Source organism: Nonomuraea angiospora (assembly GCF_014873145.1).
GTDB lineage: Bacteria > Actinomycetota > Actinomycetes > Streptosporangiales > Streptosporangiaceae > Nonomuraea > Nonomuraea angiospora.
The window spans coordinates 11,313,271-11,338,011 of record NZ_JADBEK010000001.1 but is presented as its reverse complement, the minus strand read 5'-3'; the positions used below and the strand labels follow the sequence as shown (position 1 = coordinate 11,338,011).

Annotated in this window: 28 protein-coding genes and 1 pseudogene; 9 read left to right on the top strand and 20 right to left on the bottom strand. The window is 70.3% G+C overall.

From position 1 onward, the window contains the following. Positions 1-16: 16 nt before the first annotated feature. From H4W80_RS51965 to H4W80_RS51945, 5 genes are all read right to left on the bottom strand, one after another. Positions 17-2,014, bottom strand: coding sequence for a dipeptide ABC transporter ATP-binding protein (locus H4W80_RS51965; protein ID WP_192791827.1), 1,998 nt, complete (start codon positions 2,012-2,014; stop codon positions 17-19). Then, positions 2,011-2,844: an ABC transporter permease gene (locus H4W80_RS62035; protein ID WP_185076209.1), complete on the bottom strand. Its 834-nt coding sequence runs from the start codon at positions 2,842-2,844 to the stop codon at positions 2,011-2,013. The genes H4W80_RS51965 and H4W80_RS62035 overlap by 4 nt, the downstream gene beginning before the upstream one ends. Then, positions 2,841-3,791 carry an ABC transporter permease gene (locus tag H4W80_RS51955; RefSeq protein ID WP_225964146.1) on the bottom strand — a complete coding sequence of 317 codons (951 nt, stop codon included), beginning with the start codon at positions 3,789-3,791 and terminating at the stop codon, positions 2,841-2,843. The genes H4W80_RS62035 and H4W80_RS51955 overlap by 4 nt, the downstream gene beginning before the upstream one ends. Beyond that, positions 3,791-5,446: an ABC transporter substrate-binding protein gene (locus tag H4W80_RS51950; RefSeq protein WP_192791825.1), complete on the bottom strand. Its 1,656-nt coding sequence runs from the start codon at positions 5,444-5,446 to the stop codon at positions 3,791-3,793. Before H4W80_RS51950 ends, H4W80_RS51955 begins: the two co-directional genes overlap by 1 nt. Positions 5,447-5,709: 263 nt before the next feature. Next, positions 5,710-6,204 carry a beta-class carbonic anhydrase gene (locus tag H4W80_RS51945; RefSeq protein ID WP_192791824.1) on the bottom strand — a complete coding sequence of 165 codons (495 nt, stop codon included), beginning with the start codon at positions 6,202-6,204 and terminating at the stop codon, positions 5,710-5,712. A gap of 76 nt (positions 6,205-6,280) precedes the next feature. On the opposite strand from H4W80_RS51945, the gene H4W80_RS51940 reads away from it, so the two are divergent. Beyond that, a complete protein-coding gene (locus H4W80_RS51940; protein WP_318787473.1) occupies positions 6,281-6,604 on the top strand; it encodes a MarR family transcriptional regulator in 324 nt (107 codons plus the stop codon). A 339-nt stretch (positions 6,605-6,943) separates the two neighbouring features. Here H4W80_RS51940 and H4W80_RS51935 read toward each other — a convergent pair whose 3' ends face one another. Next, the gene (locus tag H4W80_RS51935; protein WP_192791823.1) at positions 6,944-7,387 is read right to left on the bottom strand and encodes a MarR family winged helix-turn-helix transcriptional regulator; all 444 of its coding nucleotides are present in this window, start codon (positions 7,385-7,387) and stop codon (positions 6,944-6,946) included. A 105-nt stretch (positions 7,388-7,492) separates the two neighbouring features. Between H4W80_RS51935 and H4W80_RS51930 the strand changes: the two genes are divergently transcribed. Together H4W80_RS51930 and H4W80_RS51925 are read left to right on the top strand one after the other, a co-directional pair. After that, entirely contained in the window at positions 7,493-8,878 is a 1,386-nt protein-coding gene (locus tag H4W80_RS51930; protein WP_192791822.1) for an MFS transporter, read from the top strand. Continuing rightward, positions 8,875-9,150: pseudogene (locus H4W80_RS51925) on the top strand (PPOX class F420-dependent oxidoreductase); the annotation flags it as partial. The gene H4W80_RS51930 and the pseudogene H4W80_RS51925, both read left to right, overlap by 4 nt. A 168-nt stretch (positions 9,151-9,318) precedes the next feature. On the opposite strand, the gene H4W80_RS51920 reads toward H4W80_RS51925, so the two are convergent. Further along, complete coding sequence (locus H4W80_RS51920; protein ID WP_192791821.1) at positions 9,319-10,044, bottom strand: alpha/beta fold hydrolase; 726 nt, start codon at positions 10,042-10,044, stop codon at positions 9,319-9,321. Between the two features lie 158 nt (positions 10,045-10,202). Here H4W80_RS51920 and H4W80_RS51915 point away from each other — a divergent pair, with 158 nt between their 5' ends. Beyond that, the gene (locus H4W80_RS51915) at positions 10,203-11,024 is read left to right on the top strand and encodes a helix-turn-helix domain-containing protein (protein ID WP_192791820.1); all 822 of its coding nucleotides are present in this window, start codon (positions 10,203-10,205) and stop codon (positions 11,022-11,024) included. Positions 11,025-11,217: 193 nt separating this feature from the next. Here H4W80_RS51915 and H4W80_RS51910 read toward each other — a convergent pair whose 3' ends face one another. After that, positions 11,218-11,604: an SDR family oxidoreductase gene (locus H4W80_RS51910; RefSeq protein ID WP_318787472.1), complete on the bottom strand. Its 387-nt coding sequence runs from the start codon at positions 11,602-11,604 to the stop codon at positions 11,218-11,220. A 34-nt stretch (positions 11,605-11,638) separates the two neighbouring features. On the opposite strand from H4W80_RS51910, the gene H4W80_RS51905 reads away from it, so the two are divergent. Beyond that, the gene (locus tag H4W80_RS51905; protein WP_225964144.1) at positions 11,639-11,998 is read left to right on the top strand and encodes an SbtR family transcriptional regulator; all 360 of its coding nucleotides are present in this window, start codon (positions 11,639-11,641) and stop codon (positions 11,996-11,998) included. Here the strand turns inward: H4W80_RS51905 and H4W80_RS51900 are convergent. From H4W80_RS51900 to H4W80_RS51870, 7 genes are all read right to left on the bottom strand, one after another. Beyond that, entirely contained in the window at positions 11,976-12,200 is a 225-nt protein-coding gene (locus H4W80_RS51900; RefSeq protein WP_192791819.1) for a hypothetical protein, read from the bottom strand. The genes H4W80_RS51905 and H4W80_RS51900 overlap by 23 nt on opposite strands. Positions 12,201-12,348: 148 nt before the next feature. Continuing rightward, positions 12,349-12,786: an ester cyclase gene (locus tag H4W80_RS51895; RefSeq protein WP_192791818.1), complete on the bottom strand. Its 438-nt coding sequence runs from the start codon at positions 12,784-12,786 to the stop codon at positions 12,349-12,351. Between the two features lie 52 nt (positions 12,787-12,838). After that, entirely contained in the window at positions 12,839-13,210 is a 372-nt protein-coding gene (locus H4W80_RS51890; protein ID WP_192791817.1) for a DoxX family protein, read from the bottom strand. A gap of 122 nt (positions 13,211-13,332) precedes the next feature. Beyond that, positions 13,333-14,490 (bottom strand): RNA polymerase sigma factor, encoded by a 1,158-nt coding sequence (locus tag H4W80_RS51885; RefSeq protein ID WP_192791816.1) that lies wholly within the window; start codon positions 14,488-14,490, stop codon positions 13,333-13,335. A 2-nt stretch (positions 14,491-14,492) separates the two neighbouring features. Then, positions 14,493-14,831, bottom strand: a complete 339-nt coding sequence (locus tag H4W80_RS51880) for a YciI family protein (protein WP_192791815.1) — start codon at positions 14,829-14,831, stop codon at positions 14,493-14,495. 73 nt (positions 14,832-14,904) lie between these two features. Beyond that, a complete protein-coding gene (locus H4W80_RS51875) occupies positions 14,905-16,161 on the bottom strand; it encodes an FAD-dependent monooxygenase (RefSeq protein WP_192791814.1) in 1,257 nt (418 codons plus the stop codon). A 52-nt stretch (positions 16,162-16,213) separates the two neighbouring features. Then, positions 16,214-16,690 carry a carboxymuconolactone decarboxylase family protein gene (locus H4W80_RS51870; protein WP_192791813.1) on the bottom strand — a complete coding sequence of 159 codons (477 nt, stop codon included), beginning with the start codon at positions 16,688-16,690 and terminating at the stop codon, positions 16,214-16,216. Between the two features lie 514 nt (positions 16,691-17,204). On the opposite strand from H4W80_RS51870, the gene H4W80_RS51865 reads away from it, so the two are divergent. Further along, positions 17,205-18,137, top strand: a complete 933-nt coding sequence (locus H4W80_RS51865) for an NAD-dependent epimerase/dehydratase family protein (protein ID WP_192791812.1) — start codon at positions 17,205-17,207, stop codon at positions 18,135-18,137. Continuing rightward, on the top strand, positions 18,134-18,319 hold the full coding sequence (locus H4W80_RS51860; protein ID WP_192791811.1) for a hypothetical protein: 186 nt from the start codon (positions 18,134-18,136) through the stop codon (positions 18,317-18,319). The genes H4W80_RS51865 and H4W80_RS51860 overlap by 4 nt, the downstream gene beginning before the upstream one ends. Here H4W80_RS51860 and H4W80_RS51855 read toward each other — a convergent pair. Further along, on the bottom strand, positions 18,302-18,709 hold the full coding sequence (locus H4W80_RS51855) for a hypothetical protein (protein WP_225964143.1): 408 nt from the start codon (positions 18,707-18,709) through the stop codon (positions 18,302-18,304). The two genes, H4W80_RS51860 and H4W80_RS51855, sit on opposite strands and share 18 nt — an antisense overlap. Positions 18,710-19,406: 697 nt before the next feature. On the opposite strand from H4W80_RS51855, the gene H4W80_RS51850 reads away from it, so the two are divergent. Then, positions 19,407-20,600 carry a cytochrome P450 gene (locus tag H4W80_RS51850; RefSeq protein ID WP_192791810.1) on the top strand — a complete coding sequence of 398 codons (1,194 nt, stop codon included), beginning with the start codon at positions 19,407-19,409 and terminating at the stop codon, positions 20,598-20,600. A gap of 110 nt (positions 20,601-20,710) precedes the next feature. Here the strand turns inward: H4W80_RS51850 and H4W80_RS51845 are convergent, their stop codons facing one another. After that, positions 20,711-20,971 (bottom strand): hypothetical protein, encoded by a 261-nt coding sequence (locus tag H4W80_RS51845; protein ID WP_192791809.1) that lies wholly within the window; start codon positions 20,969-20,971, stop codon positions 20,711-20,713. A gap of 178 nt (positions 20,972-21,149) precedes the next feature. On the opposite strand from H4W80_RS51845, the gene H4W80_RS51840 reads away from it, so the two are divergent. Then, positions 21,150-21,395, top strand: a complete 246-nt coding sequence (locus H4W80_RS51840; RefSeq protein ID WP_192791808.1) for a hypothetical protein — start codon at positions 21,150-21,152, stop codon at positions 21,393-21,395. 4 nt (positions 21,396-21,399) lie between these two features. Here the strand turns inward: H4W80_RS51840 and H4W80_RS51835 are convergent, their stop codons facing one another. From H4W80_RS51835 to H4W80_RS51825, 3 genes are all read right to left on the bottom strand, one after another. Further along, the gene (locus H4W80_RS51835; RefSeq protein ID WP_192791807.1) at positions 21,400-22,281 is read right to left on the bottom strand and encodes a carbohydrate ABC transporter permease; all 882 of its coding nucleotides are present in this window, start codon (positions 22,279-22,281) and stop codon (positions 21,400-21,402) included. After that, positions 22,281-23,135 (bottom strand): carbohydrate ABC transporter permease, encoded by an 855-nt coding sequence (locus H4W80_RS51830; RefSeq protein ID WP_225964142.1) that lies wholly within the window; start codon positions 23,133-23,135, stop codon positions 22,281-22,283. Before H4W80_RS51830 ends, H4W80_RS51835 begins: the two co-directional genes overlap by 1 nt. 165 nt (positions 23,136-23,300) lie before the next feature. Then, complete coding sequence (locus tag H4W80_RS51825; RefSeq protein WP_192791805.1) at positions 23,301-24,665, bottom strand: ABC transporter substrate-binding protein; 1,365 nt, start codon at positions 24,663-24,665, stop codon at positions 23,301-23,303. Between the last annotated feature and the right edge of the window lie 76 nt (positions 24,666-24,741).

Genomic DNA, 24,741 nt, shown 5'->3' with positions numbered 1-24,741 from the left:
TCCTTCCGGAGAGCGGTTATGGTGACGTGCTGTTCCCGGCTCGACGTGGGAGCCGCTCGGGATCGAGGTGACAGCGGACGACGTGCCCCTGTCCGAGGTCGCGCGCCGGTGGCGCGCTCGTGTCGCACAGTCCGCCGACGCGGCTGGGGCAGGTGCCGGCGAACGGGCATCCGGTGGCGCTCACCCGGCCCGGGGCTCCAGGCCGGCGGCTGCCGACGAGCAGCGCCGTGTAGGGGTGGTGCGGGCCGTGCAGGACCTGCCCGGCCGGTCCCTGCTCGACGATCCGGCCCTGGTACATCACCGCGATCCGGTCGGCGAGGTAGCCGACGACGGCCAGGTCGTGCGAGATGAACAGGTACGACGTGCCGCCGGCCCGCTGCCGGTCGTCGAGCAGCCGCAGCACGCCGGCCTGCACGCTGACATCCAGGGCGGACACGGGCTCGTCGCACACCACCAGGTCGGGTTCGCCGGCGAAGGCGCGGGCGATGGCGGCCCGCTGGCGCTGGCCGCCGGACAGGCGGTCGGGGCGGGCGTCAAGGATGTACGCGTCGAGGCCCGCCTCCCTCGCCAGGTCCGCCGGGTCTCGTGTGCCGCCGAGGCTGCGGGCCGCCTTGGCCAGGATGACGCGGACGGTGTGGCTCGGGTTGAGGGAGGCGTAGGGGTTCTGGAAGACCATCTGTACGGCGCGCCGCTGCCCGGGGTCCCGGCGGGTCACCGAGGGATGGAGGGGACGTCCGTGCAACGTGATCGTCCCCGGTCCGCGTCCTGCCAGCCCGGCGACCGCCCTGGCGAGCGTGGTCTTGCCGCTGCCCGACTCGCCGACCAGCCCGACGACCTCACCCCTCCGGATCACCAGATCGGCACCGTCCACGGCCACGGTCCTGCCGTACCGGCGCGTCAGTCCCCGGATCTCCAGCAGCGGCCCGCGCTCCGGCACGGCGGGCTCCGTCTCCGTAGGTTCCGTCTCCGCGGGCTGCCTCTGCGGGGGCTGCGGTCGCGGTTCCGGTCGCCGGGCCTGGCCCGGGTGGTGGCAGCTCACCTGGTGGAGAGCCGCCACGCCCGAGGCGACGGGCGGCACAGGCACACCGGCCACCGCCACCGCCACCGCCACCGCCACCGCGGACGGTGCCGGGGCGGTGGCGTGGCACAACGCGTCCGCCCGGGGGCAGCGGGGGGCGAACGAGCAGCCCGCGAGCTCCTCTCCCGGGACGGGCGGATGGCCGGGGATGGGGGTCAGCGGGTGGGTGCGCCGGGTACGGCCCAGCCGGGGCGTACCGGCCAGCAGCGCCGCCGGGTACGGGTGCGCGGGCTCCCGGAGGACCGTCGCAGCCGGTCCCTCCTCAACCAGGCGGCCCGCGTACAGGACCCCGACGCGGTCGCACAGTCGTCCGACGAGATCCAGGTCGTGGCTGATCAGCACCACCGCCGCGGCGAGCTCGGCCCGCAGCTCGCCGATCAGCTCCAGGATCTCCCGCTCGACCGTCGCGTCCAGCCCGGTCGTCGGCTCGTCGAGGACGAGCAGCCGGGGGCGGGCGGCGAGGGCCGCGGCGATGACCACCCGCTGCTGCTGCCCGCCCGACAACTGGTGCGGATACCGGCGGGCGATCGCGCGGGGATCAGGCAGGCGCACCCGTTCCAGCAATTCGGGGACCTCCCGGCGGTCGCGACCGCGCGCCCGCAGCGCCTGGGTGAGCTGCGTGCCCACCCGCATGGTCGGGTCGAGCGAGGCGCTCGCCTCCTGGTGCACGACGGCCAGCGCCGCCGCCCGCCAGCGCCGCAGGCCCGCGGGCGGCAGCCCGAGCACGTCCACGCCGTCCACGACGATCCGGCCCGAGGTGATCGCTCCGCCACGCGCGACCTGGCCTCCGAGCGCCCGGCCCACGGTCGTCTTGCCGCACCCCGACTCCCCCACGAGCCCGTACGTCTGGCCGGGCGCCACCGTGAACGACACCCCGCGCACCGCCGCCTTCCCCGCGTAGGCGACGGACAGATCCTCGATCCTGAGCCCGGTCATGACGCCTCCCAGCGCCCGCGTAGCGCGTCCGCGACCAGCGCGATCCCGACCACGAGCGAGGCGATGGCCAGCGCGGGGCCGAGCACCGTCCACGGCGCGAGCTGCAGCCACAGTCGGTTGTCCGACACCGACGCCCCCCAGTCGGGCGAGCCCGGCGGCTGCCCGAGACCGAGGAACGACAACGTGGCCGCGGCGAAGATCGCGTCGCCGAAGCGGGACGTGGCCTCCACGAGCACCGTCGGGGCGACGTTCGGCAGGATCTCGCGCACCGTCAGGCCCCAGGACCGCTCGCCGCGCAGCCGGGCCGCCTCCACGTAGGACTTCTCCCGCTCCACCAGCGTGGCGGCGCGCACGCTGCGCGCCACGATCGGCACGAACGACGCGGCGATGACCAGCACCATGACCGTGACCGACCGCCCGGCCAGCGCCACGACCAGCACGGTCGCGATGATCGAGGGGAACACGACGACGGCGTCGAGGACCCGCATGACGATCTCGTCCAGCAGCCCGCCGTAGGTGCCGGCCGCCAGCCCCACCAGGGTTCCGGCCACGACCGCCAGCACGGTGGCCGCCGGCGCGACCAGGAGCACCGGCCGGGCGCCCGCGAGCAGCCGCGAGAAGGTGTCCCTGCCGAACTGGTCGGTGCCCAGCCAGTGCGCGCCGCCCGGCGGCAGGAAGCGGGCAGCCGGGTCCTGCAGGTCCGGCTCGTACGGCACGAGCTGTGGCCAGAGCACCGCCACGACCGCCCATGCGAGGACGATCCCCGCGCCGATGCCCAGAGCGGTCCGGTGCCTGTGCCGCCGCGTGAACGGCAGTGCGATGGCCGTCACGACGCCGCCCCCAGCCGGATGCGCGGATCGAGCACCCGGTACGCCACGTCGGCGGCCAGCACGATCACCATGTAGAGCAGCCCCAGCACCATGGCCGTGGCCTGGAGGGTCGGCAGGTCCTTGTCCACCGCGGACGACAGCAGCAGCGCCCCGATCCCCGGATGGTTGAACAGCAGCTCCACCGTGACCAGCCCGCCGAGCAGGAACTGCAGCTGCACGCCCAGCGCACTGGTGGCCGCAATGGTGGAGTTGCGCAGCACGTGCCGCCGCACCACCTGCCACCGGGTGAGGCCGCGCAGTTCGGCGGCGCCCGCGTACGCGCTCTCAATCGCGACCACGGCGCCGGCGCGGACGTGCCGGGCGACGTATCCGGTGCACAGCAGCACCAGTGAGAGCGCCGGCAGCGCCAGATGGCCCAGCCGGACGAGCAGGGAGGAGCCGTCCGGCGCCTGCGCCGAGGAAGGGAACCAGCGCAGCCGCACCGCGAACACCACCAGCAGCACCACCCCGGTCACGAACTCGGGCGTCGCCCCCAACGCCAGCCCGCTCACGCTGACCAGGCGGTCCAGGGGCCGGTCGTGGTTGACGCCCGCGACCAGCCCGAGGCCGACGGCGACCGGCACGAGCAGGGCGAACGCCAGCGCCGCCAGCAGCATCGAGGCCGCGAGGCGGTCGAGCACGAGGTCGCGGACCGGCACGCCGAGCGTGTAGGACTCGCCCCAGCGGCCGGTGAGGAAGCCGCCCAGCCAGTCCGCGTACCGCTCGGGCAGGGGTGCGTCCAGGCCGAGCTGGGAGCGCAGGCGGGCGACGGACTCCGCGCTCGCCTCGCGGCCCAGGATTGTACGGGCGACGTCTCCCGGCACCAGCTCGGTCGTGACGAACACCAGAACCGACACCCCGAGCAGGGTCAGCGGCACGGCCACCAGCCGGCGCAGCAGGAAGCGCATCACACGACCTGCGAGACCGAGCTGAAGTCGACGTAGCTGGAGGGGTGAGCCTGGATGCCGGTGAACTTCCTGCCGTTGTAGGCGCGGACGGTCCCGCTCCACACGGCCACGATCACCGGGATGTCCTCGTGCAGGGCCTTGGCGATGATCTCGGCCTGGGCCGCCCGTTCGCCGGGGGTCTGGGCGGCGTCGTAGGCGTCGGCGGCCGCATCGAGGGCGGGGTTGGCGTACTTGGAGCCGTTCCACACGCCGCCGCCCTTGACCATGGGGATGATGAACTGGCTGGGGGTGGCGCGGCCGGCCCAGCCGACGAGGTTCGCGGTGGAGAACAGCCACGGGGTGTCCTTCTCCTGGTCGCCCCCGTAGAAGTCGGCCGAGGTGCGCTGGTCCAGCTCGACCTGGATGCCGGCCTGCTTGAGCTGGTTCTGGACGGTGAGCGCGTAGTCCTTGCTGGGCGGGTCATAGGTCAGGGTGAACTTCAGCGGCTGCCCGCCGAGCAGCTCGGCGACCTTGGCCGGGTCCTTGGCGCGCTGGGCGATGCCGTCCGGCGCGGCCGGGAACAGCGGGGCGAACAGGTGGTCGTTGCCCAGAGCCCCGATGCCGTCGTAGATGGTGGCGTTCACGCCGGGCCGGTCCAGCGCGTACGCGACCGCCTGTCGCGCCTCCTTGCGGTCGAACGGCGGCCGGTCCGTGCGCAGCGTGAACGCGGTCAGACCGGTGCCCTGGACCTGGTCCACGGTGATGTCACCGAGCCCCTTGAGCGGGCCGACGAGCTGCGGGCGGCTGAGGATCTGCGCATCGATCTCACCGCTCTGCAGCGCCAGCAGGTCAGCCTGGTCGTCGGCGTAGAAGGTGATCTTCACTCCGTCGAGGTACGGTTTACCCGGCTCCCAGTACTTCGGGTTGCGGGTGAACGTGGCCCCCGACGACGCGTCGTACGACTCCAGCAGGAACGGCCCGGTGCCGATCGGCTTCTTCGTGAAGTCGCCCGCGTAGTCCTTCTTCAGGATCACCGCGTTGTAGTTGCCCGCCGAAACCAGATACGGGAAGTCGGAGAAGGCCCGTTCGAGCGTGAAGACGACCGTGGCGGCGTCGCGCACGCCCACCCCGCCCTTCGCCAGCACCGTATCGAAGGCGGACAGCGCGGCGGACTTGGACTTCGGGTCGAGCAGCCGGTCGAAGCTCGCCTTGACGATCTCCGCGTCGAGCGGCGTGCCGTCGGAGAAGGTGACGCCCTTGCGCAGCGTGAACACCCACCGCTTGCCACCGTCCTCGGACTCCCACTTCTCGGCCAGCCGCGGCTTCAGCGTGAAGTCCCGGTCGAGCCAGATCAGGTAGTCGGCGACGAGCTGGACGATGGCGATGGCCGAGCCGTCGTACATGGTGACGGGGTCCACGGCGGTCGGCGGTGGAGGGGAGCCCGCGCGCAGGGTCCCGCCGCGCCGGGGTGGCGCGGACGCCGCGGCGTTGGCGCCCGCGCCGGCCTGCGGGGCCCCGCTGTCCGCGCCGGTCAACGGGGCCCCGCCGCCTGCGCCGCAGGCGGCCAGCAGAAGCGAGAGGGCTCCCCCTCCTGTCCCGGCGAGCAGGACCCGCCTGGTCAAATCGGTGGCCCCCGGAAGGGCGGGCCGGTTGAAGGGACGGGGGAATTCCCTCATGGGTGCTCCTTCATGGCGAACTCCAACCCACTATTCAGGTAGGAATACTCGGATGTCAACCCATGGAGACGTCATAGTGGCGGCTCTACAGCGGACCCGGTCGGCCATCTCGGAGAGACGGAGTTGGACCCCTGGCCAGCGCGGCACGTAGGCAGCCCGATCGAGCACGGCGATCTCATCGTGCAGAGTGGCGGCCACGGCGAGGCCGTGCCGTGCGCTCGAATACGTTCACCGACCGGGACCGGAGCTCATGGCGGGTGCGGCTACGGCTTGACCTCGCCGAGCCGCCCGGTCCTGACGTCGTAGACGAACCCCCGGATCGCGTCCTTGTGCGGGATGAACGGGTCCGCCCGGATGCGCCGGATGGACTGGATCACGTCCTCCTCCAGGTCGGTGAACGCCTCGGCGGCCCAGTCGGGCTTGATGCCGATGTCGTCGTAGACGTCCCGCTTGAAGCCGTCGTCGGTGAAGGTGAGCATGCCGCAGTCGGTGTGATGGATCAGGACGATCTCGCGAGTGCCCAGCAGCCGCTGGCTGATGGCCAGGCTGCGGCGCTCGCCCGCCGTGATGACGCCGCCCGCGTTGCGGATGACGTGCGCGTCCCCTTCTCCCAGCCCGAGCAGGCCGTAGACGTTGAGCCGCGCGTCCATACAGGCCACCACGGCCACCCGCTTGGCAGGCGGCAGGGCCAGCGCCCCATGCCGGAAGGACTCGGCATAGCGCTCGGCGTTGGCGACCAGCTCGTCGGTGATGCTCATCGGGCCTCCCTCTACCGGTCCTCTTACCCTTACCCGCAATTCCGATATGGTCAATAGGGATTTCCGTCGGGCCGAGGTGGCGCGTCGCTCGGGGTGCGATCTGCCCGGCAGCGAGCTGCGCCTGCTGGAGCACTTCGACGTCGCCGAGCCCATGCGCGTCTCCGACATCGCCGAGCGCCTGCACATCGACATGTCGACGGTCTCGCTGCAGCTACGCCGGCTCCGCACCGACGGCCTCGTCGTACGAAATACCGGAGTCGCAGACCGGCAGCACCTCAGCTTGCGAACGCAGGAAGTCAGGCCAGGTGCTGGACGCCCGCTCAGGTGCCGGATGAGCGCACGGACGGAGCGGACCGTGGGCGGGCGCCCCGGCCGCTTCGGCCGGCAGGTACGGGCATGACGCCGTCTCATCAGATCGCGGTGCCGGCGCAAAACGGTGTCCGGGCGAACGAGGAGCCGCAGCCGGCGCAGGACCTTGCGCGGCAGTGCCGCCAGCAGGGCGGCGAGGAGGGCACGGTCCTCGGGGGCGAATCTCACGGCGAGACAGGCCAGGCGAAAGAGCGCAGACGATCATCATGCCGCACTCCGAGTAGCTGGGCATCACGCGCGCCAAGCGATCCCCGGCAAGGCCATGACCTGGCCGGATGACATCATCGGCAGGCGCAGTGCTCCAGCTCCCAACGCGCCGTCAGGCGGGCCCTTGCCAGGCCAGCTTGTGACCTGCCCGGAGAAGCGCTCTCTAGCAGGTCTGCGCGAGCAGGATGGTCAAGGTGTCGGCGACCCGCAGCCTGTCCTCCCCCGGCAGGTCCGCGGCCAGCGCCTCCAGCCTGCTGACGATCTCTCCGTGCACCCGCACGGCTAGATCCTCACCCTCGGACGTCAACTCGACCCGGCACGCGCGCCGGTCGGCGTCGTCGCGCACGCGGCGGACCAGGCCGCGCCGCTCCGCCCGGTCCACCAGCCCGGTGAGGCTCGGCTTCTCCAGGTGCAGGAGCCTGCTGAGGTCCGTCATCCCGATCCCGTCGCCGCTCGTCAGCACGCAAAGCAGTTGCGCCTGCTGCGGGGTGATGTCCCGCTCGCGGCTGACGTCGGCGAAGACGTGCTGCACCAGGTGCGACATCCGCACCAGCGTCGCGGCGAAGCCCGGCCCGGGCCGCGCCCCGGCGTCCGTCGCGCTCTCCATCCACACCTCCTGCCGCCGAGTGTAGTTGCGAACAGTTCGTAGTCCAAACTATGTTGTTAGCACTACGAACTGTTCGTTGTGCTAATTAACTCTGGAGGTGAGACCATGCCGACAACCCCCCGGCAGATCGTGACGGCGCTCGTCACGACGGTCTTCGGCTACTCCCTGATGCAGACGGTCGTCGTTCCCGCACTCGGCCTGCTCACCCGCGAACTGCGCACCACACCGGCCTGGTCGGCCTGGATCCTCAGCGCGTTCCTGCTGTCCAGCGCGGTGCTCACCCCGCTGCTCGGACGGCTCGGCGACCTGTACGGCAAGCGCCGCGTGATGGTCGGCGTGCTCGCCGCGTACGCCGTCGGCATGGCCGGCGCCGCGCTCGCCCAGGACATCGCCCAGCTCATCGCCGCCCGCGTCGTGCAGGGCGCGGCGCTGGCGGTGGTGCCGCTGTCGATGGCGATCCTGCGCGAGGCGCTGCCCAGACAACGACTGGCGTCCGCGATGGGCCTGGTGTCCGGCATCGTCGGCGCGGGGGCCGGAGCCGGGCTGGTGGTCGGCGGACTGCTCGCCGACCGGCTGTCGTGGCGCTACCTGTTCGTCCTCGGCGCGCTGCTGGCGCTGATCAGCCTGGGCATGGTCGCGCGATGGGTACCTCGCGGCGAGCGCGCCGCCTCCGGCGGGCTCGACGTGCCGGGCTCGCTGCTGCTCGGCCTCAGCCTGGTCGCGGTGCTGCTCGCCCTCACCCAGGGCCCTTCGTGGGGGTGGTCCTCGGCACCGGTGCTCGGCCTGTTCGCGCTCGGGGCGCTGCTCGCGGCCGCCCTGCTGGTCCTGGAGCGGCGCAGGAGTGACGCACTCATCGACGTCGCAGAGCTGACCGACCGGCCGATGCTGGCCACGCACCTGGCCGCGCTGCTGTTCGGCGCGGGGTCGTACTTCTTCTACGTGGCGATCCCGCTGTTCGCCCAGCAACAGCCCGGCCCGGACGGGGCCGGCTTCGGCGCCTCGGTCACGGTCGCCGGCCTGCTGATGCTGCCCGGCATGCTGGCCATCATCCCGGCAGGCATGGCGGTCGGCCGGATCTCGGAGGCGTTCAGCTCCCGCTGGCCGCTGGCGATCGGGTTCCTGGCGATGGCCGCGGGATCGGCGCTGATCGCCATCGCGCACGGCGCGTACTGGCATCATCTGGTGTTCTACGGGATGGTCGGCACAGGGTCCGGGCTCGTCATGGGGGCGCTGCCCAAGCTGATCGCCGACATCGTGCCACCGGCCAGGACCGGCACCGCGAACGGGCTCAACAACATCGCCCGCACCGTCGGCGGTGTCGTCGGCAGCCAGCTCGCCGCCGCCGTGATCGCCTCCGGCAGCGGCGGGCGGGCCGTGGCCGTGCCCGACTCGGCCTTCACCATCCTGTTTTGGCTGGCGGGAGGCGTGGCGGTCCTCGGGGTCGCGGTCTCACCGTACGCCGTGCGCGTCCTGCGGACGGTGCCGGCATGAGCATCTTCAGCGAACGCGAGCTGGCCTACCTGCGCGGCGAGCGGCTGCTGGGGCGCCTGGCCACCGTCGGCGCCAACGGCATGCCGCACGTCGTACCCGTCGGCTGGTCCCTCGACGAGACCGGCACGCTCATCGAGATCGGCGGGCGCAATCTCGCCCGCTCCAGGAAGTTCCGTGACATCGCGCGCAACGGCCGCGCCGCACTGGTCATCGACGACGTGCTGCCGCCATGGCGGCCGCGCGGTGTGGAGATCCGCGGAAACGCCGAGGCGATCGACGGCGACCGGCCGCTGATCCTGCTGCGCCCGGCAAGGACCATCAGCTGGGGCCTGCACAGCAGCGTCACCATCGAGGACACCTACTTCGGCAAAGGAAGAGCGGCGGCTCGCCGATCAGCGAAACCTCGGCAACGCCGGATCCCGTTCCAGCGGACCCCCGAGTCAGCCGAGCTTGAGCAGCAGTTCGGTGAGCTCGGCCGGCATGGTGATCATGCAGTCGTGTCCCGTCTGCAGTTCCCACACCTGCGCCGGGCTGCCATTGGGCTGAATCGCCGGAACGGGCCGCCGCTCGATGCCCTCCGGTACGCCGGCGACGCAGTGAATGTGAGTCCGGGGTATGGTGCGCACGGCCGGGTTGTCCAGCCGGACCGGTTGGACGAGGCAGAGCACCGGCTGATCCGACAACATCGCCCGCAGCCACGCCGCGTCCGCCGGGTCGGTGACCCCGAACAGGCCCAGAGGCGGCGGCAGCTCGGGCATCGGCGGGATCCGCCAGCCGATCCCGGACTCCGCGGCGCGGTCGATGAGGGCCCGGGTCATGGGATGCACGTCCACCGCGCTCTCGCCGTCCTCGGGGACCATCGCGTCGAGATAGACCAGATGGGCGATCCCATCCGGGACCCGGTTGGCAGCGGCGGAGATGACCAGCCCGGCGTAGCTGTGGCCCACCAGGATCACGTCGGTGAGGTCCTCCTCGGTGATCAGCCTGACGATGTCGTCGACGTGCGTGTCCAGGCCCACGTCGGGGCCGAGCAGATGCGCCTTGTCGCCGTAGCCGGTCAGCGACGGCGCGACCACCCGATGCCCGGCCGAGGCCAGCAACGGGACCACCCGCTCCCAGCATTCCCCGCTGTGCCAGGCCCCGTGTACCAGCAAATATGTCGACATGGTGTAGCTCCTTGGTCGCGGAAGACCACCGGCCGGTTTCGCCGGTGTTCGTGCCGGGAATGAGGTTTCCGCTCACCCGCTGGCGGAGCCAGAGCCCCCGCGCTCCTGGGGGTCAGGGGACCAGGCACGCACGAAGGTGCGTGAATTACCGTGGGAACATGAGCGACGAATCCAACCTTCTGGGCGATTACGTACGCGCCCGCCGGGAGCTCGTCACTCCTGCACAGGCCGGCATCCCCTCCGTTGGCGTACGGCGCGTGCCGGGCCTGCGCCGGGAGGAGGTCGCGATGCTCGCCGGCATCAGCGCCGACTACTACCTGCGCCTGGAGCAGGGCCGCGACCGCAACCCCTCCGCGCAGGTCCTCGAGTCCCTCGCCCGCGTGCTGCAACTCGACGACGACGCGACGGCCTACCTGCTACGCCTCGGGGCGGGAAAACCCCGGCGGCGACGGCGGCGCCCCCGGAAGGAGACCGTCCCTCCGGGCGTCGCCAAGCTCGTCGTCACGCTCCCGCTCCCCGCGTACGTGGAGGGCCGCTACTTCGACGTCCTCACCGCCAACGCGCTGGCGACCGCTCTGTCGCCGCGACTCGTGGCGGGGGGCAACCGCCTGCAGGACGTGTTCCTCGACCCCGCCGAGCAGGCCCTCTACCCGGACTGGGAGGACGCCGCGCAGGGCATGGTCGCCGGCTTCCGCGAGTCCGTCGGCACCGACACGGACGACCCCCGATTCATCGAACTCGTCGGCGAGCTCTCCCTCGCCAGCCCTCACTTCAGCAGGCTCTGGGCCCGCCACGACGTGAACACGTGCGAAGGCACACCCAAGCACATCGACCACCCCCAGGTCGGTGGCCTGTGGCTGAACCGGGAGAGACTGGGCGTCAGCGGGGCGACAGGTCAGACGCTCGTCGTCCTCCACCCTGACCCCGGCACCGACAGCGCCGACAAGCTGGCGCTCCTCGCGTCCGTCATGCGGACATGACCCCGCCGGTGCTCGGCCACCCGGCCGGGTGGCCGAACCCGATGAGATCGCCGAGGCGCTCCGCATCCTCGCCTGTCCGCCGTCGATGACGGCGGCGCGGTAGGCGCCGCCGCCCGTGAGGAGTCGTGACAGGACCAGTGTCATGCGGTGGCGAGAGCCGGACCGGGCGGGCACTGGACTGTCGCTCAGTGGGTCATGCCGCGGGCCGCAGGTGCTGCCACGCCCATTCCTCGAAGCTGGTCAGCCGAAGGCCGAGGTCCCTGGCGTACTGGGGCCGGGCTGGCTGGCCGGCCACGTTCAGCCACTCGTGGGAGCTGCCCATCGCCGGCGTGCCGGCGGCGAGTGCCTGCTCCTCGGTCATGTCCGGCGCGGCCAGGGGCGTGCCCAGCGCGCGGGAGAGGAGCGCCATGGATGGCAGGAAGTTGTCCATGAAGAAGGCCGGCTTGAGGATCGTCCAGTGGGGAAAGCCGGCCGTACGGGCACGCTCCTCGATCGCGGCCTTGGCGTTCAGCGGGGCCGCCACCACCTCCCGGCCAGGGGTCTCGGTGTGGCGGCCGGCGCCGCTGGTGGATGTGTGCACGAACTGCGGCACTCCCGCGGCCTTCGCGCCTTCGATGAGGTTGACGGGCGACGGCCGCGTGGCGCTCCTGAGCTGGCTCGGTGACGTCGTCGCCTACTGCGTCGCGGCGCGAGAGCTGGCGGCGGCGCTGTCCTACGAGGGGGCCGAGCCCGGCTCGGTGCATGAGAACACCTGCTCGGCGATGATGGAGAAGGCGGGCGATCCGCTGCTGCGCCGCGCCGTGCGAGATGGCGTGGTGGCGGAAGGCGTCACCGTCGCCGACCTGATCGCGTTGATCGTCGGCATCGTCCTCGCGACCGAGCACCATCCCGATCCCGCCGCCCGGGCGGAGCGGCTGTTCCGGCTCGCCGTGGCGGGCCTGAGCCCGCAGGTCAGCGCAGCTCGGCGCGAATGACCGGCACCACCTCGGCGAAGAAGCGCTCCAGGTGGCCCCGCGTGGTGGCGGCGTCGGTGAAGAAGAAGCCCTCGAAGCCGACGCCGAACAGATCGTTGCCGAAGCCGGCGTGCAGGGCGAGCAGCTTGTCGGTGATCTGCGCGGGGCTGCCGATCAGCGCCGAGCCGCGGGCGACGGAGTCCTCCAGGCTGTCGTAGGGCAAGCCGTTGCTCGCGGCGACCGGTTGCCGGCGGAAGCGTTCCGCGGGTGGGCCGCCGGCGTCACCGCGGCTCGGCGCCGGCCACGCCGGGCGGGACAGATCATCCAGGCCGAGCCCTCGCCTCGCGAACGGCTGGCCAGTGGGGGGTGGGCTACGGGGCCGGGAACACCCCGAGCTGCCGCATCTGCGAGAGAACGTCCACGACCGCCCAGGTCTCGGCGATCCGCCCTTCGGCGAAGCGGGCGATCAGGATCTCCTTGTACGTGATGGACCTGCCGGTCGGCGCGATGCCCATGTACTCGCCCTGGTGGGTCCCGGTGACCGTGTTCCTGGTGACCACCTTGTCCCCCTCGGCGATCACGTCCTCGATGTGCACGTTGATGTCGGGAAAGGCCCGATGGAGCACCGCCAGCACCTCTTTCATCGCCTGCGTCCCCGTCGTGGCGATGGGCAAAGGCGTGCGGATCAGCACATCCGGGTGGACGACCTCGTCGATCGTCTTGGAGATGATCTCCGCGTCGCCGGTGCTGACGGCTTCGTGGAAGCGCCGGAGCGCCGCCTTGTTGTTCACGGCTTCGATGGTGGTCATGTGATCGCTCCTCAGATCGAGACGTACGTACGAGTGGTGGTCCGGCCCACGGTCACCAGCCGTAGAGGCCGAACCGCCCCCAGGCGACGAGCGCGCAGAGCACGAGCAGGACGGCGGTGGTCATCAGCCCGGACGGCTCCTTCCTGCGGATGTGCAGGGCCCCGGCCAGGATCATCATGATCGCCAGCCCAGTCGCGGCGATCGGCGTCAGGACGGGTGCGATCCCGGTGGCGGCCGGCACGATCAGCCCGATCGTGCCCAGCAGCTCCATCACGCCGATGGACCGCACGGCCGTCTGGGAGAACGTTTGCGTCCACGGATACTTGCCGGCCAGCTTGTCCTTGGGCCGGACGAGTTTCTCCAGGCCGGACATGGCGAACATGGCGGCAAGGATCGCCTGCGCGATCCACAAGAACACGTTCATAAAGGCGTCTCACCTGTTGCCGTCGAAGTTCGGGGCATTTCGCTGCCGCTCGGGCGGAAGGCCGGGAGGGTTGTCGCTCATATCCAGGCGACGAACGAGCGGCCGCCGGGGGGACAGCCGGCTCAGAGCTGTTCGAGGCGCCGGGTCAGGAATCGCCGCTCGGGGGTTGAGGCGGCCAGCGCAAGGGCGCGCCGGTAGGCCGTCCGGGCCTCGGCGTCACGGCCCAGCCGCCGCAGCAACTCCCCCCGCGTCGAGTGGAAATACAGGTAGCCGTCCAGGTCGAGGTCATCGACGGCACGCAAGGCCGCGGCGGGATCGCCGGCCTGGGCGACCGCCACGGCACGGTTGAGCTCGACCACCGCCGAGCCGGTCAGGTCGGCCAGCCGCCGGTACAGCTCGGCGACCTGCGGCCAGTCGATGCGCTCACGCGCCTGGAGCGAGGCGATGGCGGCCTGCACGACGTACGCGCCGCGCCCGCGCAGCGCCATCGCCCGATCCAGCACCGCCCGCCCCGCCGCGATCTGCCGCAGGTCCCACAACGACCGATCCTGATCGTCGAGCAGTACGAGATCATCACCGGAGAACCGGGCCCGCCGCCGCGCGTGGTGAATCATCATCAGCGCCAGTAGCCCGAGCGCCTCCGGCTCCCGCGGCATCAGCTCGGCCAGCACCTGCCCCAGCCGGATGGCTTCGGCGCCGAGATCGATCCGGCCGCTGTAGCCCTCGTTGTAGATCAGGTAGATGACCGCCAGCACCGCGTCGAGCCGTTCGGGCAGCAGACGCGCGCCCGGGACCGCGAACGGGATCCCGGTCGCCTTGATCTTGGCCTTCGCACGGGTCAGGCGCCGCTTCATGGTCTCCTCCGAGACCATGAACGCTCGGGCGATCTCCACGGTCTGGAGGCCACCGAGGGCACGCAGCGTGAGCGCCACCTGCCCCTCCAGCGGCAGCGCCGGATGACAGCAGGCGAAGATCAGCTCAAGCCGCTCGTCCTTGATCAGCGTGTCGTCGAACTCGTCCACGATGGCCTCCGGCGCCGGCAGCAGGTGGACCTTCTGGGCCAGGGTGCGCTCCCGTCGGATCCGGTCGATCGCCCAGTTCCGGGCCGTCGTCACCAGCCACGCGCCCGGAGTGTCCGGCACGCCTGAAGCCGGCCAGCGCTCCGCCGCGATGGCGAACGCCTCCTGCGCCGCCTCCTCAGCCCGGTCGAAGTCACCGAGGAATCCGACCAGCGAGGCCAGCACCCGGCCCCACTCGTCGCGGAACACCTCCTCCAGCACGCTCAGAGCCGCACCACCGGCCTGACCTCCACGGTGCCGCCGAACCGCAGGGCCGGAACGCGCGCCGCCAATTCGAGCGCTCCGTCCAGGTCAGCGGCCTCGATCAGGCAGAAGCCGCCCAGCACCTCTTTGGTGTCGGCGAACGGGCCGTCGGTCGTCAGCGTCCGGCCGCCGGACAGCCGCACGCAGGTCGCCATCTCCGCGGCCTGCAACTGCGCGGCACTGACGTAGCGGTCGTCGTCGGCCATCGCGAAATACTCGGCGTACGCCGCCGCACGCTCCTCATCCGACGACGTCTCCAGGTAGCCGGGCTCGGCGTAGATCAGCAGGGCGTACTGCATCGCAACCTCCAGGACAGGGGCTTACACCAGTACGACGAACGAGAGGCCGCGCAAGTGACACCACCGCGCATATTCAGGCGGGCGCCGGGGCCGGACGCGCGGGACCGGGGTGGGCGAAGTCGGGATGGGCGAAATCCATCTCCTTCATCGACGTCACCTTGCGCTGCCACGGCACGAACAACCGGGAGATCACCGGCATCTTGAGCATCCGCGTCAGCGCCCTGCGCCGCACCAGTTCCACCCGGTTGGCCGGGACGAACAGGCTGCGCATCTGCATCCCGTTGCCCTGGAGGTCGCCGATAGCCGGGCGCAGGTGCCACTCCCACTGCGCCAGGGCCCTGGACACGCTGCGGGGATGGCGGGCCAGCAGGGTGCCCAGCAGATCGGCCCCGGCCATCCCGGTCGAGGCGCCCATCCCCGCGTACAGGGTCACGCACCAGGCCGCGTCACCCACGAGCACCACCCGGCCGCGATGCCAGCGGTCCATGTGCACCTGCTCGACGGAGTCGAACAGCACGTGCTCGGCCGACTCCAGCGCGTCCAGCGCCGCGCCCAGAATCCGCCCCGTCGGCTCTGGACCGAACGCCTCACGCACCCTGTCAGCCTTCGGCCCGGTGAACTCGGCCTCCACATCGTCGGTGAGGTAGTTCAGCAACACGGTAGGCGGCTGGTCCTTGACCGGAAAGGTCCACATCGACCGTCCGGGCTCCATGAGGATGACGCAGTCGGTCTGCTCGTGAGCGGGGAGCGCACGGGGCAGCTGGTAAGCGACCGCCATGCAGTTCATCCGCCGCCGATACTTCTCGTCGGGCCCGAACACCAGTTGCCGCACCGTGGACCGCAGCCCGTCCGCGCCGACGACCAGATCGAAACGCTCGGTGGCCGACATCCCGCCGGTGGTGGCCAGCGTCACGTCGACCCCCTCGGCGTCCTGCTCGATTCTGGTCGGTACGGTGGCGTACCGGATCTCGACGTCGGACGGCAACGCGGCGAACCCGGCCTCCTCCACGTCTCCCCGCATCATCATCCACGGGCGGCCGGGAAAGTCCTTGAAGCTGAACCCGGGCCGCCGCCTCCCGGTCCGGTCGATGTCGTAGCTGGCACCGTCCGGATCCCGGTCGACCAGTCCATCGAGGATGCCCAGGCGCTCGGCGGCGGCCCGCCCGGCACCGAACAACGCGATGAAGTATCCACCGGACCGCCGCGCGGCACTCCGCTCGACGATGACCGGCGTCCACCCGATCTGCCGCAGCCGCAACGCCGCAGCGATCCCACTGATGCCCAATCCGACAACCAGAGCCCGGCGGCCACCATGGTCAGACACGTCCATGATCTCCCTCCTCAGAGGTGCGCGTAGGAACCCCAACCACCCACCCGGCCCGCTATCCCCACTGTCCCGGCTGGTAGTCAGCCATGGGGGGCTGCTGGGTGATGACGTTCAGACGGTTCCAGGTGTTCATGAGGGCGATGTGGGACAGCAGGGCGCCGAGTTGGGCCTCGTCGTAGTGCTTGGCGGCGTTCGCCCAGACCTCGTCGGGGACACCTCCGGCCGCGTCCGCGATGCGCGTGCCCTGCTCGGCCAGCTCCAGGGCGGCCCGCTCGGCCTCGGTGAAGACCGTCGCCTCCCGCCACACCGCGACCAGGTTGAGCCGCACCGACGTTTCCCCCGCGTGCGCGGCGTCCTTGGTGTGCATGTCGACGCAGGCGGCGCAGCCGTTGATCTGGCTCACACGCAAGGCCACCAACTCCTGCGTCACCGCGGGCAAAGCGGAGTCGTGCACGACCTTGCTCGCGGAGATGATGTACTTCGCCAGCTTGCTCGTGACCGGGTTCTCGGAGGTGTTGAGTCGCGCTTCCATGATGATCTCCTCTGCCGTGTTCGCTGTCACCCCAACGACGAACGAGCCCACCCCGAGGGGACACCGACGCCCGAGATTCACACGACATCCTGGTCACCGAAGAGTCGGTCATCGCCCTTCTCAACACCAACGCCCGGCCCGTCGTGACCTGGGCGGGCCGACGCGGGCCGCTCGCCCGCATTCCGGTAGCGGGCTCCAAGCGGCTCGTCCCGGTTCAGGCGACCAGGATTGTCCTCAGGTAGTCGGCCACCGCGTCGCCTGACCGGCTCCGCACGACCACAGCGCTCCTCCCGGCCGTCGGCGCTCTCCTCGGTCCACAGCGGTTCCGGCAGCCACGGGCCGATGCAGTCCGCACGCAGCCTGCGCACTTTGCGGAACTGGTCGACCGCGGCGACACACCGTGTCACAGTGCGCGGCGCTCCAGCGTCTGATCGTTGAGCGGCAGGCACTCCGGCCGTGGCCGCGAGAAGGGAACGTGCTCGATGACACACCACCAGCCAGAAGGAGACCGCACATGAAGGTCGTGCTCGCGGGAGCGACGGGCACCCTCGGCGGCGAACTCGTGCCGAGACTGCTCGCCGCCGGCCATTCGGTGCTTGGCCTGACCCGTTCCCCCGGCAAGGCGCGCCTGCTGGAGGACGCCGGCGTCGAGACGCGGGTGGTCGACGTGATGGACGAGCGGCGGCTGCTGGACGCGTTGCGCGGACACCGCGCCGACGCGGTGCTCCACCAGGCGACCGCGATCACCGGCACGCCGCTGCGGCACCGGGACCTGCACGCCACCGACGACCTGCGCGAGCAGGGGACGGCGAACCTGCTGCGGGCGGCCGAGCTGGTCGGCGCGTACCGGTTCGTCACGCAGTCGTTCTTCCTCGGCTACGGCTACCGCGATCACGGCGAGGCGGAGCTGACCGAGGACCACCCGTTCGCGCCGACCGGCCGCGGCGCCTTCGAGCGGCACCTGCGCTCGATGCGGGCCAACGAGCGGCTGGCGTTCGGCACGCCTGGGGTCGACGGCATCGCGCTGCGCTACGGGCTCTTCTACGGCCCCGAGCCGGGCACCCGCAGGCTGATGGCGATGGCCTCGAAGCGCATGCTGCCGGCGCCGAGGCCGTCCGGGGTCACCTCGCCCATCCACATCGCCGACGCGGCGGCGGCCACGGTCGCGGCCCTCGACCGTGGGCGGGCCGGGCAGGCGTACAACGTCGTAGACGACACCCCGGTGACGTTCGCGGACTTCGTCGCCGCCGTGGCGGAGGCGGCTGGGGCGCCGGCGCCGATCACCGTGCCGAGCTGGCTGCTGCGGCCGGCGCCCTACATGTACGCGCTCATGGCGGGCACCCGGATCCGGCTGTCCAACGAGAAGGCCAAGCGGGAGCTGGGCTGGCGGCCGGAGTATCCGAGTTGCCGGGACGGCCTGCGGCACGTGCGCCCGGCGAGCGCGTGATCCGCCGGCGGGGCGCCGCCGTCCTCGCCGACACGCTGGACGTGCACGGCTACGACCGCGGGGCGCAGCTCGCCGTCGGGCGACCGGCGACGCTGAGCATCGACACGGACATTCCCGGCGTCTTCGAGGTTGAGCTCCGCTGGAGCGGGCTGGTCCTGACCCGGCTACACGTGAGCCCGTGACCGGCGGCTGAGCTGCCTGCGGTGCACCACGAGGCCGGCCAGCGCCAGCAGCGAGACGAGACCGAGCTGCCACCAGTTGTCCGGGCTGCCGCCGAGGTCCAGATCGGCCGCGTGGTTCACCGCGTGCAGCGTGTTGGTGACGAAGAACCCGACCAGCACGATCGACAGCACGTCATGCCACACCAGCGCGCTCAGCATCATCAGCCCGATGCCGATCTGGAAGACCCCGGCGTCGTGCAGGAAGTGCACGTGATTGGGGAACCGGGCGAAGACCGCGAAGCCCGCCGGGTCGATGCGCATCCACACGCCGAAGACCAGCATCGTCAGCGCGCCGACCACCACGGCCGCCTGGACGAAGATCCTGGCCGGCCTGCTGTAGCCGTTCATCATGTCGTGTCCCTTTCGTGTGCTTGTTCGCTCTGGTGCTAGGACGAGCGACCACCGCAGCGTGTGACACGGCTCAGCCCGCGGACATCACCGCCGTCGCCTCCGAACTCATCTGCACGAGGCTGTCCCTCCAGCGGGTGCTCATTCGTCAACCCGATATGAGCACTACCCCGTACCTCCTCATGGAGCGGCCATGGGCAGCATGGCCAGACATGGCCGTGACGCACGCGTGGTGCTCGCTCCCGTGCTGCACCTGCACAGGAGGCTGCCAGGGCCGCAGTCCGCGGCGTTGGGTGCGGCGTTCGGCCCGGCTGACGAGGCCAGGGGTGACCGATTCCTGCTCCACCACGGCCCGATGTCCGGACAGCCCGCCCCCGGCGGGGAGCGCTACGTGGGCGAAGCGGGTTCCCGAGCCGCTGCCCAGCCGCAACGAGTGGATCAGCGGGTGACCGCGTCGGCCACCCGCCGGGCGGCTGGACGGTTCGCGGTCGGCGAAGCGGACGGTCGACGGCCGGCCCGGTTTGGTGGCGCCGCGCGGGGGTGTGATCGCGACGGTGTACGCGTTCGAGATCGCGAGGGAACGGATCACGCGGATCCGGGCGGTCCGTAACCCGGACAGGCTCCGGCCATGGGCGGCAGGGGCCTCAGCTCACACCGCGCGAAGACGTTGAGAATCAATCACAGAACGGATGGACGGACGATGGAGCAAGCGAAGGAACTGCCGTTGCAGCAGCGGCGGAACGGATTCGACCCGGCCGAGGAACTGTCCCGGGCCCGCGACGGCGAGGGCGTGGTCCAGGTGGAGACGCCCTGGGGCCTGCCCGCGTACCTGGTCTGCCGCCACGAGGACGTCCGCCGGGTGCTGTCGGATCCGGTCCAGTTCAGCAGCGCCCTGACCCCGCTCCGCGGAACCGGCGCGTTGGACCCCGACGAGGTGGCCAGGCTGCGCGCCGGGCAACTGATCGGGGTTGATCCGCCCGAGCACACCCGGCTGCGCCGGCTGCTCACTCCGGAGTTCACGGTACGGCGGATGCGCAGGCTCGAACCGCGGATCGCCGAGATTGTCCAGACAGCCCTGGACGACCTGGAACGGGCGGGCAAGCCGGCCGATCTGATGGCGCACTTCGCCCTGCCGGTGCCGTCCCTGGTGATCTGCGAGTTGCTGGGCGTGCCCTACGCCGACCGCGCCGAGTTCCAGGATCGCTCTACGCGCCTGCTGGGCACCTCCTTGTCACCTGAGGAACTGAACGCGGTGCGGAGGGAGGATCGCGCCTACATGGCCGGCCTGGTCGCCCGCGCGCAGGCCGACCCCGGCCAGGACCTGCTGGGCATGCTGGTGCGTGAGCACGGCGACGATCTCAGCGCCGACGAGCTGACCGGTGTCGCCGGGCAGTTGCTGCTGGCCGGGCACGAGACCACCGCGCACATGCTCGGCCTGGGCACCCTGGCCCTGCTGCGGCACCCGGACCAGATGGCGATGATCCGCGAGGACCCGGCGCGGATCGAGCCCGCCGTCGAGGAGCTGCTGCGGTGGCTGTCCATCTCGCAGTCGCCTCCGCCCCGCACCACCACGACCGAAGTGGAGATCGCCGGGCAGGTCATCCCCGCGGGCGCGCTGGTGATCTGTTCGCTTCCCGCCGCCAACCGCGACCCTGCCTTCATCGGCGACCCGGACCGGCTCGACGTCACCCGGGAAGCCGCCGGTCATGTCGCGTTCGGCCACGGCGTGCACCACTGTCTCGGGGCGCCGCTGGCGCGGATGGAGATGCGCCTCGCCTTCCCCGCGCTGCTCAAGCGGTTCCCCGCCCTCGCCCTGGCCGACCAGTACGAGCAGGTGGACTACCTGGCCTTCAGCGTCGTGTTCGGCTTGAACTCGCTACGGGTGACCTGGTGAGCTCACAGGCATTGGGAGCTGACACTGCCCGCGACGACGAACGGATCGCCGCGTGTGGCGAGGATACGCGACCGGCGCTCCGGCGATCGCGGCGGGCTTTGCGCCGCCCGCTATGACAAGGTGCGACACGAGGTCGCATGCCGCGAGCGAAGGATCCGGTTAGTGGTACGGCGGCCGCCCGCGCCGTGAACTACGCGGATGGCGTCCTCGATGACGAACAGAACGTAGAGCCGCTTGAGGAGAACAGCGTCGACGTGGAACAGGTCACCCGCCCAGATGCCCTTGGCCCGCGCTTTGAGGAACTGACTCCAACTCGGTCCGGTGCGACGTGGCGCGGAATCGAGCCCGGCTCTTTTGAGGATGTCGCGCACGGTGCTGGGCGGTATCCGAAGGCCGGCTCCGGCCGGTTCACCGCTGATGCGCTGATAGCCCGGAGCGCGAGGACCTCGGCCGCGCGGAATGCCTGCGCCTGATCGGGCAGCGCGGCTCGGGCCGGATCACCTTCGACGACACGCTGCTCCCCGTCGGCTACGCGGTGCGCCCCACACGGTGACCCTGCGGTCACTGCACGCCGCCCACGCCGACCTCGCCGACCTCGCCGACGGGACGTCCTTCGCCTCAGGGGCGGCCGTCGCCCTCCAGGTGCACCACATCGACCCGCACCGGCTGCACGGCTGGAACGTCCTCATCCTGGGCCCGCCCGCTGCACGCGGACGGGCTGCCCGGGCTCCGCCTCGAACTCGTGCCGCACCCCAGGTCACCGGACACCTGGTCTACGAGCCATCCCTGTTCTGAGGCCCTATCTCAGGCCGCCGACGGACAGGCCGCCGCGCCAGTGTCGCTGGAGCGTGAAGAAGGCGATGACGAGCGGGATGACCGACACGAGCGCGCCCAGGATGATGAGGCTCCAGAGGGACGTGCTGCCCGCGTTGTTGGCCGAGGCGATGCCCTGCCACATGCCGAGCCCGACGGTGACGGGGAAGAGACGGTTGTCGGAGAGCATGGCGAGGGGCAGGAAGTAGTTGTTCCAGGAGGCCACGGCGGACAGGAGCAGCACCGTGACTACCGCCGGCCGCATCAGCGGAAAGGCGACCTGGACGAACGTCCGGATCTCCCCCGCCCCGTCGGCCCGCGCCGCGTCCAGGATCTCGTCGGGGACCGCGTCACGCGCATATACGTGCATCAGATAAACGCCGAACGGGTTGAGCAGTGAGGGCAGGATCACCGCCCAGATCGTGTTGGTCAACCCCAGTTGCGAGAACATCATGAAGGTAGGAATCACCAAGGCCGTCGCGGGCACCATCAACGCGCCGAGCACGAGGGCGAAGGAGAAACGCCTGGCGGCGAAGCGGTATTTGGCGAATCCGTAGCCGGCCATGACGGACAAAATCGTGGCCCCGGCCCCGCCCGCGATGGCGTACAGGGTGGAGTTGAGGATCCACCTGCCGTAGATGCCATTGTCGTAGGTGAACAACTGCCGCAGGTTGCCGAGATAGTCGACGTGGTCGGCGAACCACAACGTGTTGCCGCCCCCGAACAGTCCGGGGGCGTCCTTGGAGCTGTTCACGATGACCCACCAGAACGGCACCAGGAAATACACGACCAGAAAGCCGAGGAGCACCTGCAGCGGGAGGTGGCGTGACGGCCGGCGGCGGGCGCCCGCCAGGGAGCGGTCACTCATCACAGAAAGCTCCTCCGCTTGCGAGTGAAGAACAGGAAGACGTAGACGCCGACGAACACGATCCCGCCGAGAGCGAAGGAGATCGCCGATCCGTAGTTGAAGTTCGCGAGTGCGAACGCCTGCTGGTACGCGTACATGTTGGGGGTGAAGTCAGGACCGATCGTGCCGGCCGCGAGGGAGCGCAGGATTTGCGGTTCGTTGAAGAACTGCAAGGTGCCGATGAGCGAGAAGACCAGGATCAGGACCAGCGCGGGGGTGATCAACGGGATCTTGATCCGCAGCGCGATCTGCCACTTGCCGGCGCCGTCCATGCGGGCGGCCTCGTAGAGCGCCGGGTCGATGCCCTGGAGCGCCGCGTACAGGATGATCATGTAGTAACCGGCCCACTGCCAGGTGACGACGTTGACCAGGCCGTAGAAGATCAGGTTGGTGCTCAGGAAATCAGGCGGCGTGGTGCCGAACCAGCCGAAGACGTCGGTGAGCGGCCCGAAACTCTTGCTGTAGAGGAATCCCCACATGACCGCCCCGATGACTGTGGGAATCGCGTAGGGAAGGAAGATCATGAGACGCGAGAAGCGGGTGAACAGGGAGGTCACGGCGTCCAGGATCAACGCCATCGCGAGCGCGACGATGATCTGCAGCGGGATGGACACCAGCGAGAAGCGGATGACGAACCACGACCCCGAGAGGAAGCTGGGGTCGGTGAACGCCTTCACGTAGTTGTCGAGAAAGACGAAGCTGGTGCCGCCGATCAGCTTCTTCTGGAAAAGACTCAGATACAGCGCGTACCCGAGCGGCGCGATGAGCAACGCCAGGAAGACGATCCCGAATGGCCCGACGAAGAGCCACCCCATCAGATGCTCACGGAGGCGCACCTTACCGCGGATCTTGTGTGTCTTCTCTTGGGTGCTGGACACACCCTCTTCTAGCAGGAGGGACATCTTGGGCTCCGGGAAGTCGATGCGGGGAAACAGCGGGCGGGCCGGCCGGCCTCAGACGGCGCGGCCCCACCCTGCTCGTCACTGAACGGTGAAACCTTGCTCTTTGGCGTACTTCACCACGTCTTCCTGCAGCCGGTCGGCGGCCTGCGCACCGGTGACGGAGCCCTCGATGAGTGCGCTGACCTGCTTCGTCAAGGCGTCGAAGTAGTACTGGCCGAACGGGCTGTAGGTCATGCCCTTGTAGGCGTTCGCCGCGGGCACGTAGACCTCCTTGTTCGCCTGCTGGCCGTCGAAGAACGCCACCTTCAGGTTCACGAACTCGGGGGAGTTGAGCGCCTTGAGGTTCAGCGGGAAGATGATCTGGTTGGTCCAGCCGTCGGTGAGCGACTCCTTGTCGGCGTACAGGCTGTACGCCACCTTCGCCGCGAGTTCGGGGTTCTTCGCCTGGCTCGTCACGGAGAAGGCAGACCCGCCCCAGTTCACCTGCACCGGGTTGGCGGGATCCCACTGCGGGAGCGGCGCCACCGCGAACTTGCCGGTGTCCTCGCCCTTGCCGACACCGGCACCGGTGAGGTAGCCGGGCGCCCACGCCGCCGAGATGTACGTGGCGTATTTACCGTTGATGACGCCGGAGATGTACTCGGGGGTGAACTGGTCCTGTGTCCCGACCAGCCCCTTCTTCGCCAGGCGCGCCCAGTAGTCGAGCACGTCCTTGGAGCCCTGGTCGTTCAGCTTGACGCCGACCTTTTCCGGCTGCGCCGGGTCGTAGGCGAACGGAGACGCGCCCTTCTGTATCTGCAGTGCCATCGTGAGGGCTGAGACGTTCGCGGCGAAGTCGCCGAAGTGCGGGCCGCCCGCGTCCTTCATCTTCTGCGCGGCCTGCTCGTACTCGTCCCAGGTCTTCGGCGGCTTGATGTCGTACTTCTCGAAGAGGTCCTTCCGGTAGATCATCGCCATCGGACCACCGTCGACCGGCACGCCATAGACCGCCTGACCGACGGAGACGTCCTTCCACGCGCCCTCGCTGTAGTCGGCCTTGACGCGGTCATAACCGTACTGCTTGATGTCGACGAGCGACTTCTGGATCTGGAAGGTCGGGATCCGGTCCATCTCGATCATGATGACGTCGGGCGCCCCGGTTCCCGCCGAGATGGCCGTCTGGAACTTGTCGTACTCGTCGCTGCCCTGGCCGACGTTGGTCCAGCAGACCTGCACCTCACCGTTCTGCTTGTTGAAGTTGTCGACGACGAGTTGCATGTTGGGGTACCAGCCCCACATCGTCACGACCGGCAGGTTCTTCTTGGGGATCGTGTTCGTGCAGTTGCTGGCGACGGCGTTTCCGCTCGGGTTGCTCGCGGTGCCGGCCTGCTGGCCGGAGGAGCAGGCGGCGAGCGCGGAGGTGGCGGCGAGCAGGGCCGCCGCGATGATCCTGTTTTTCTTCATTGGCTTGTTTCCCTTGGGGATCGCTGTAGGAGAGTGATCGAACGGGACGGGGAACAGGTGACGCCACCCGTGCCCC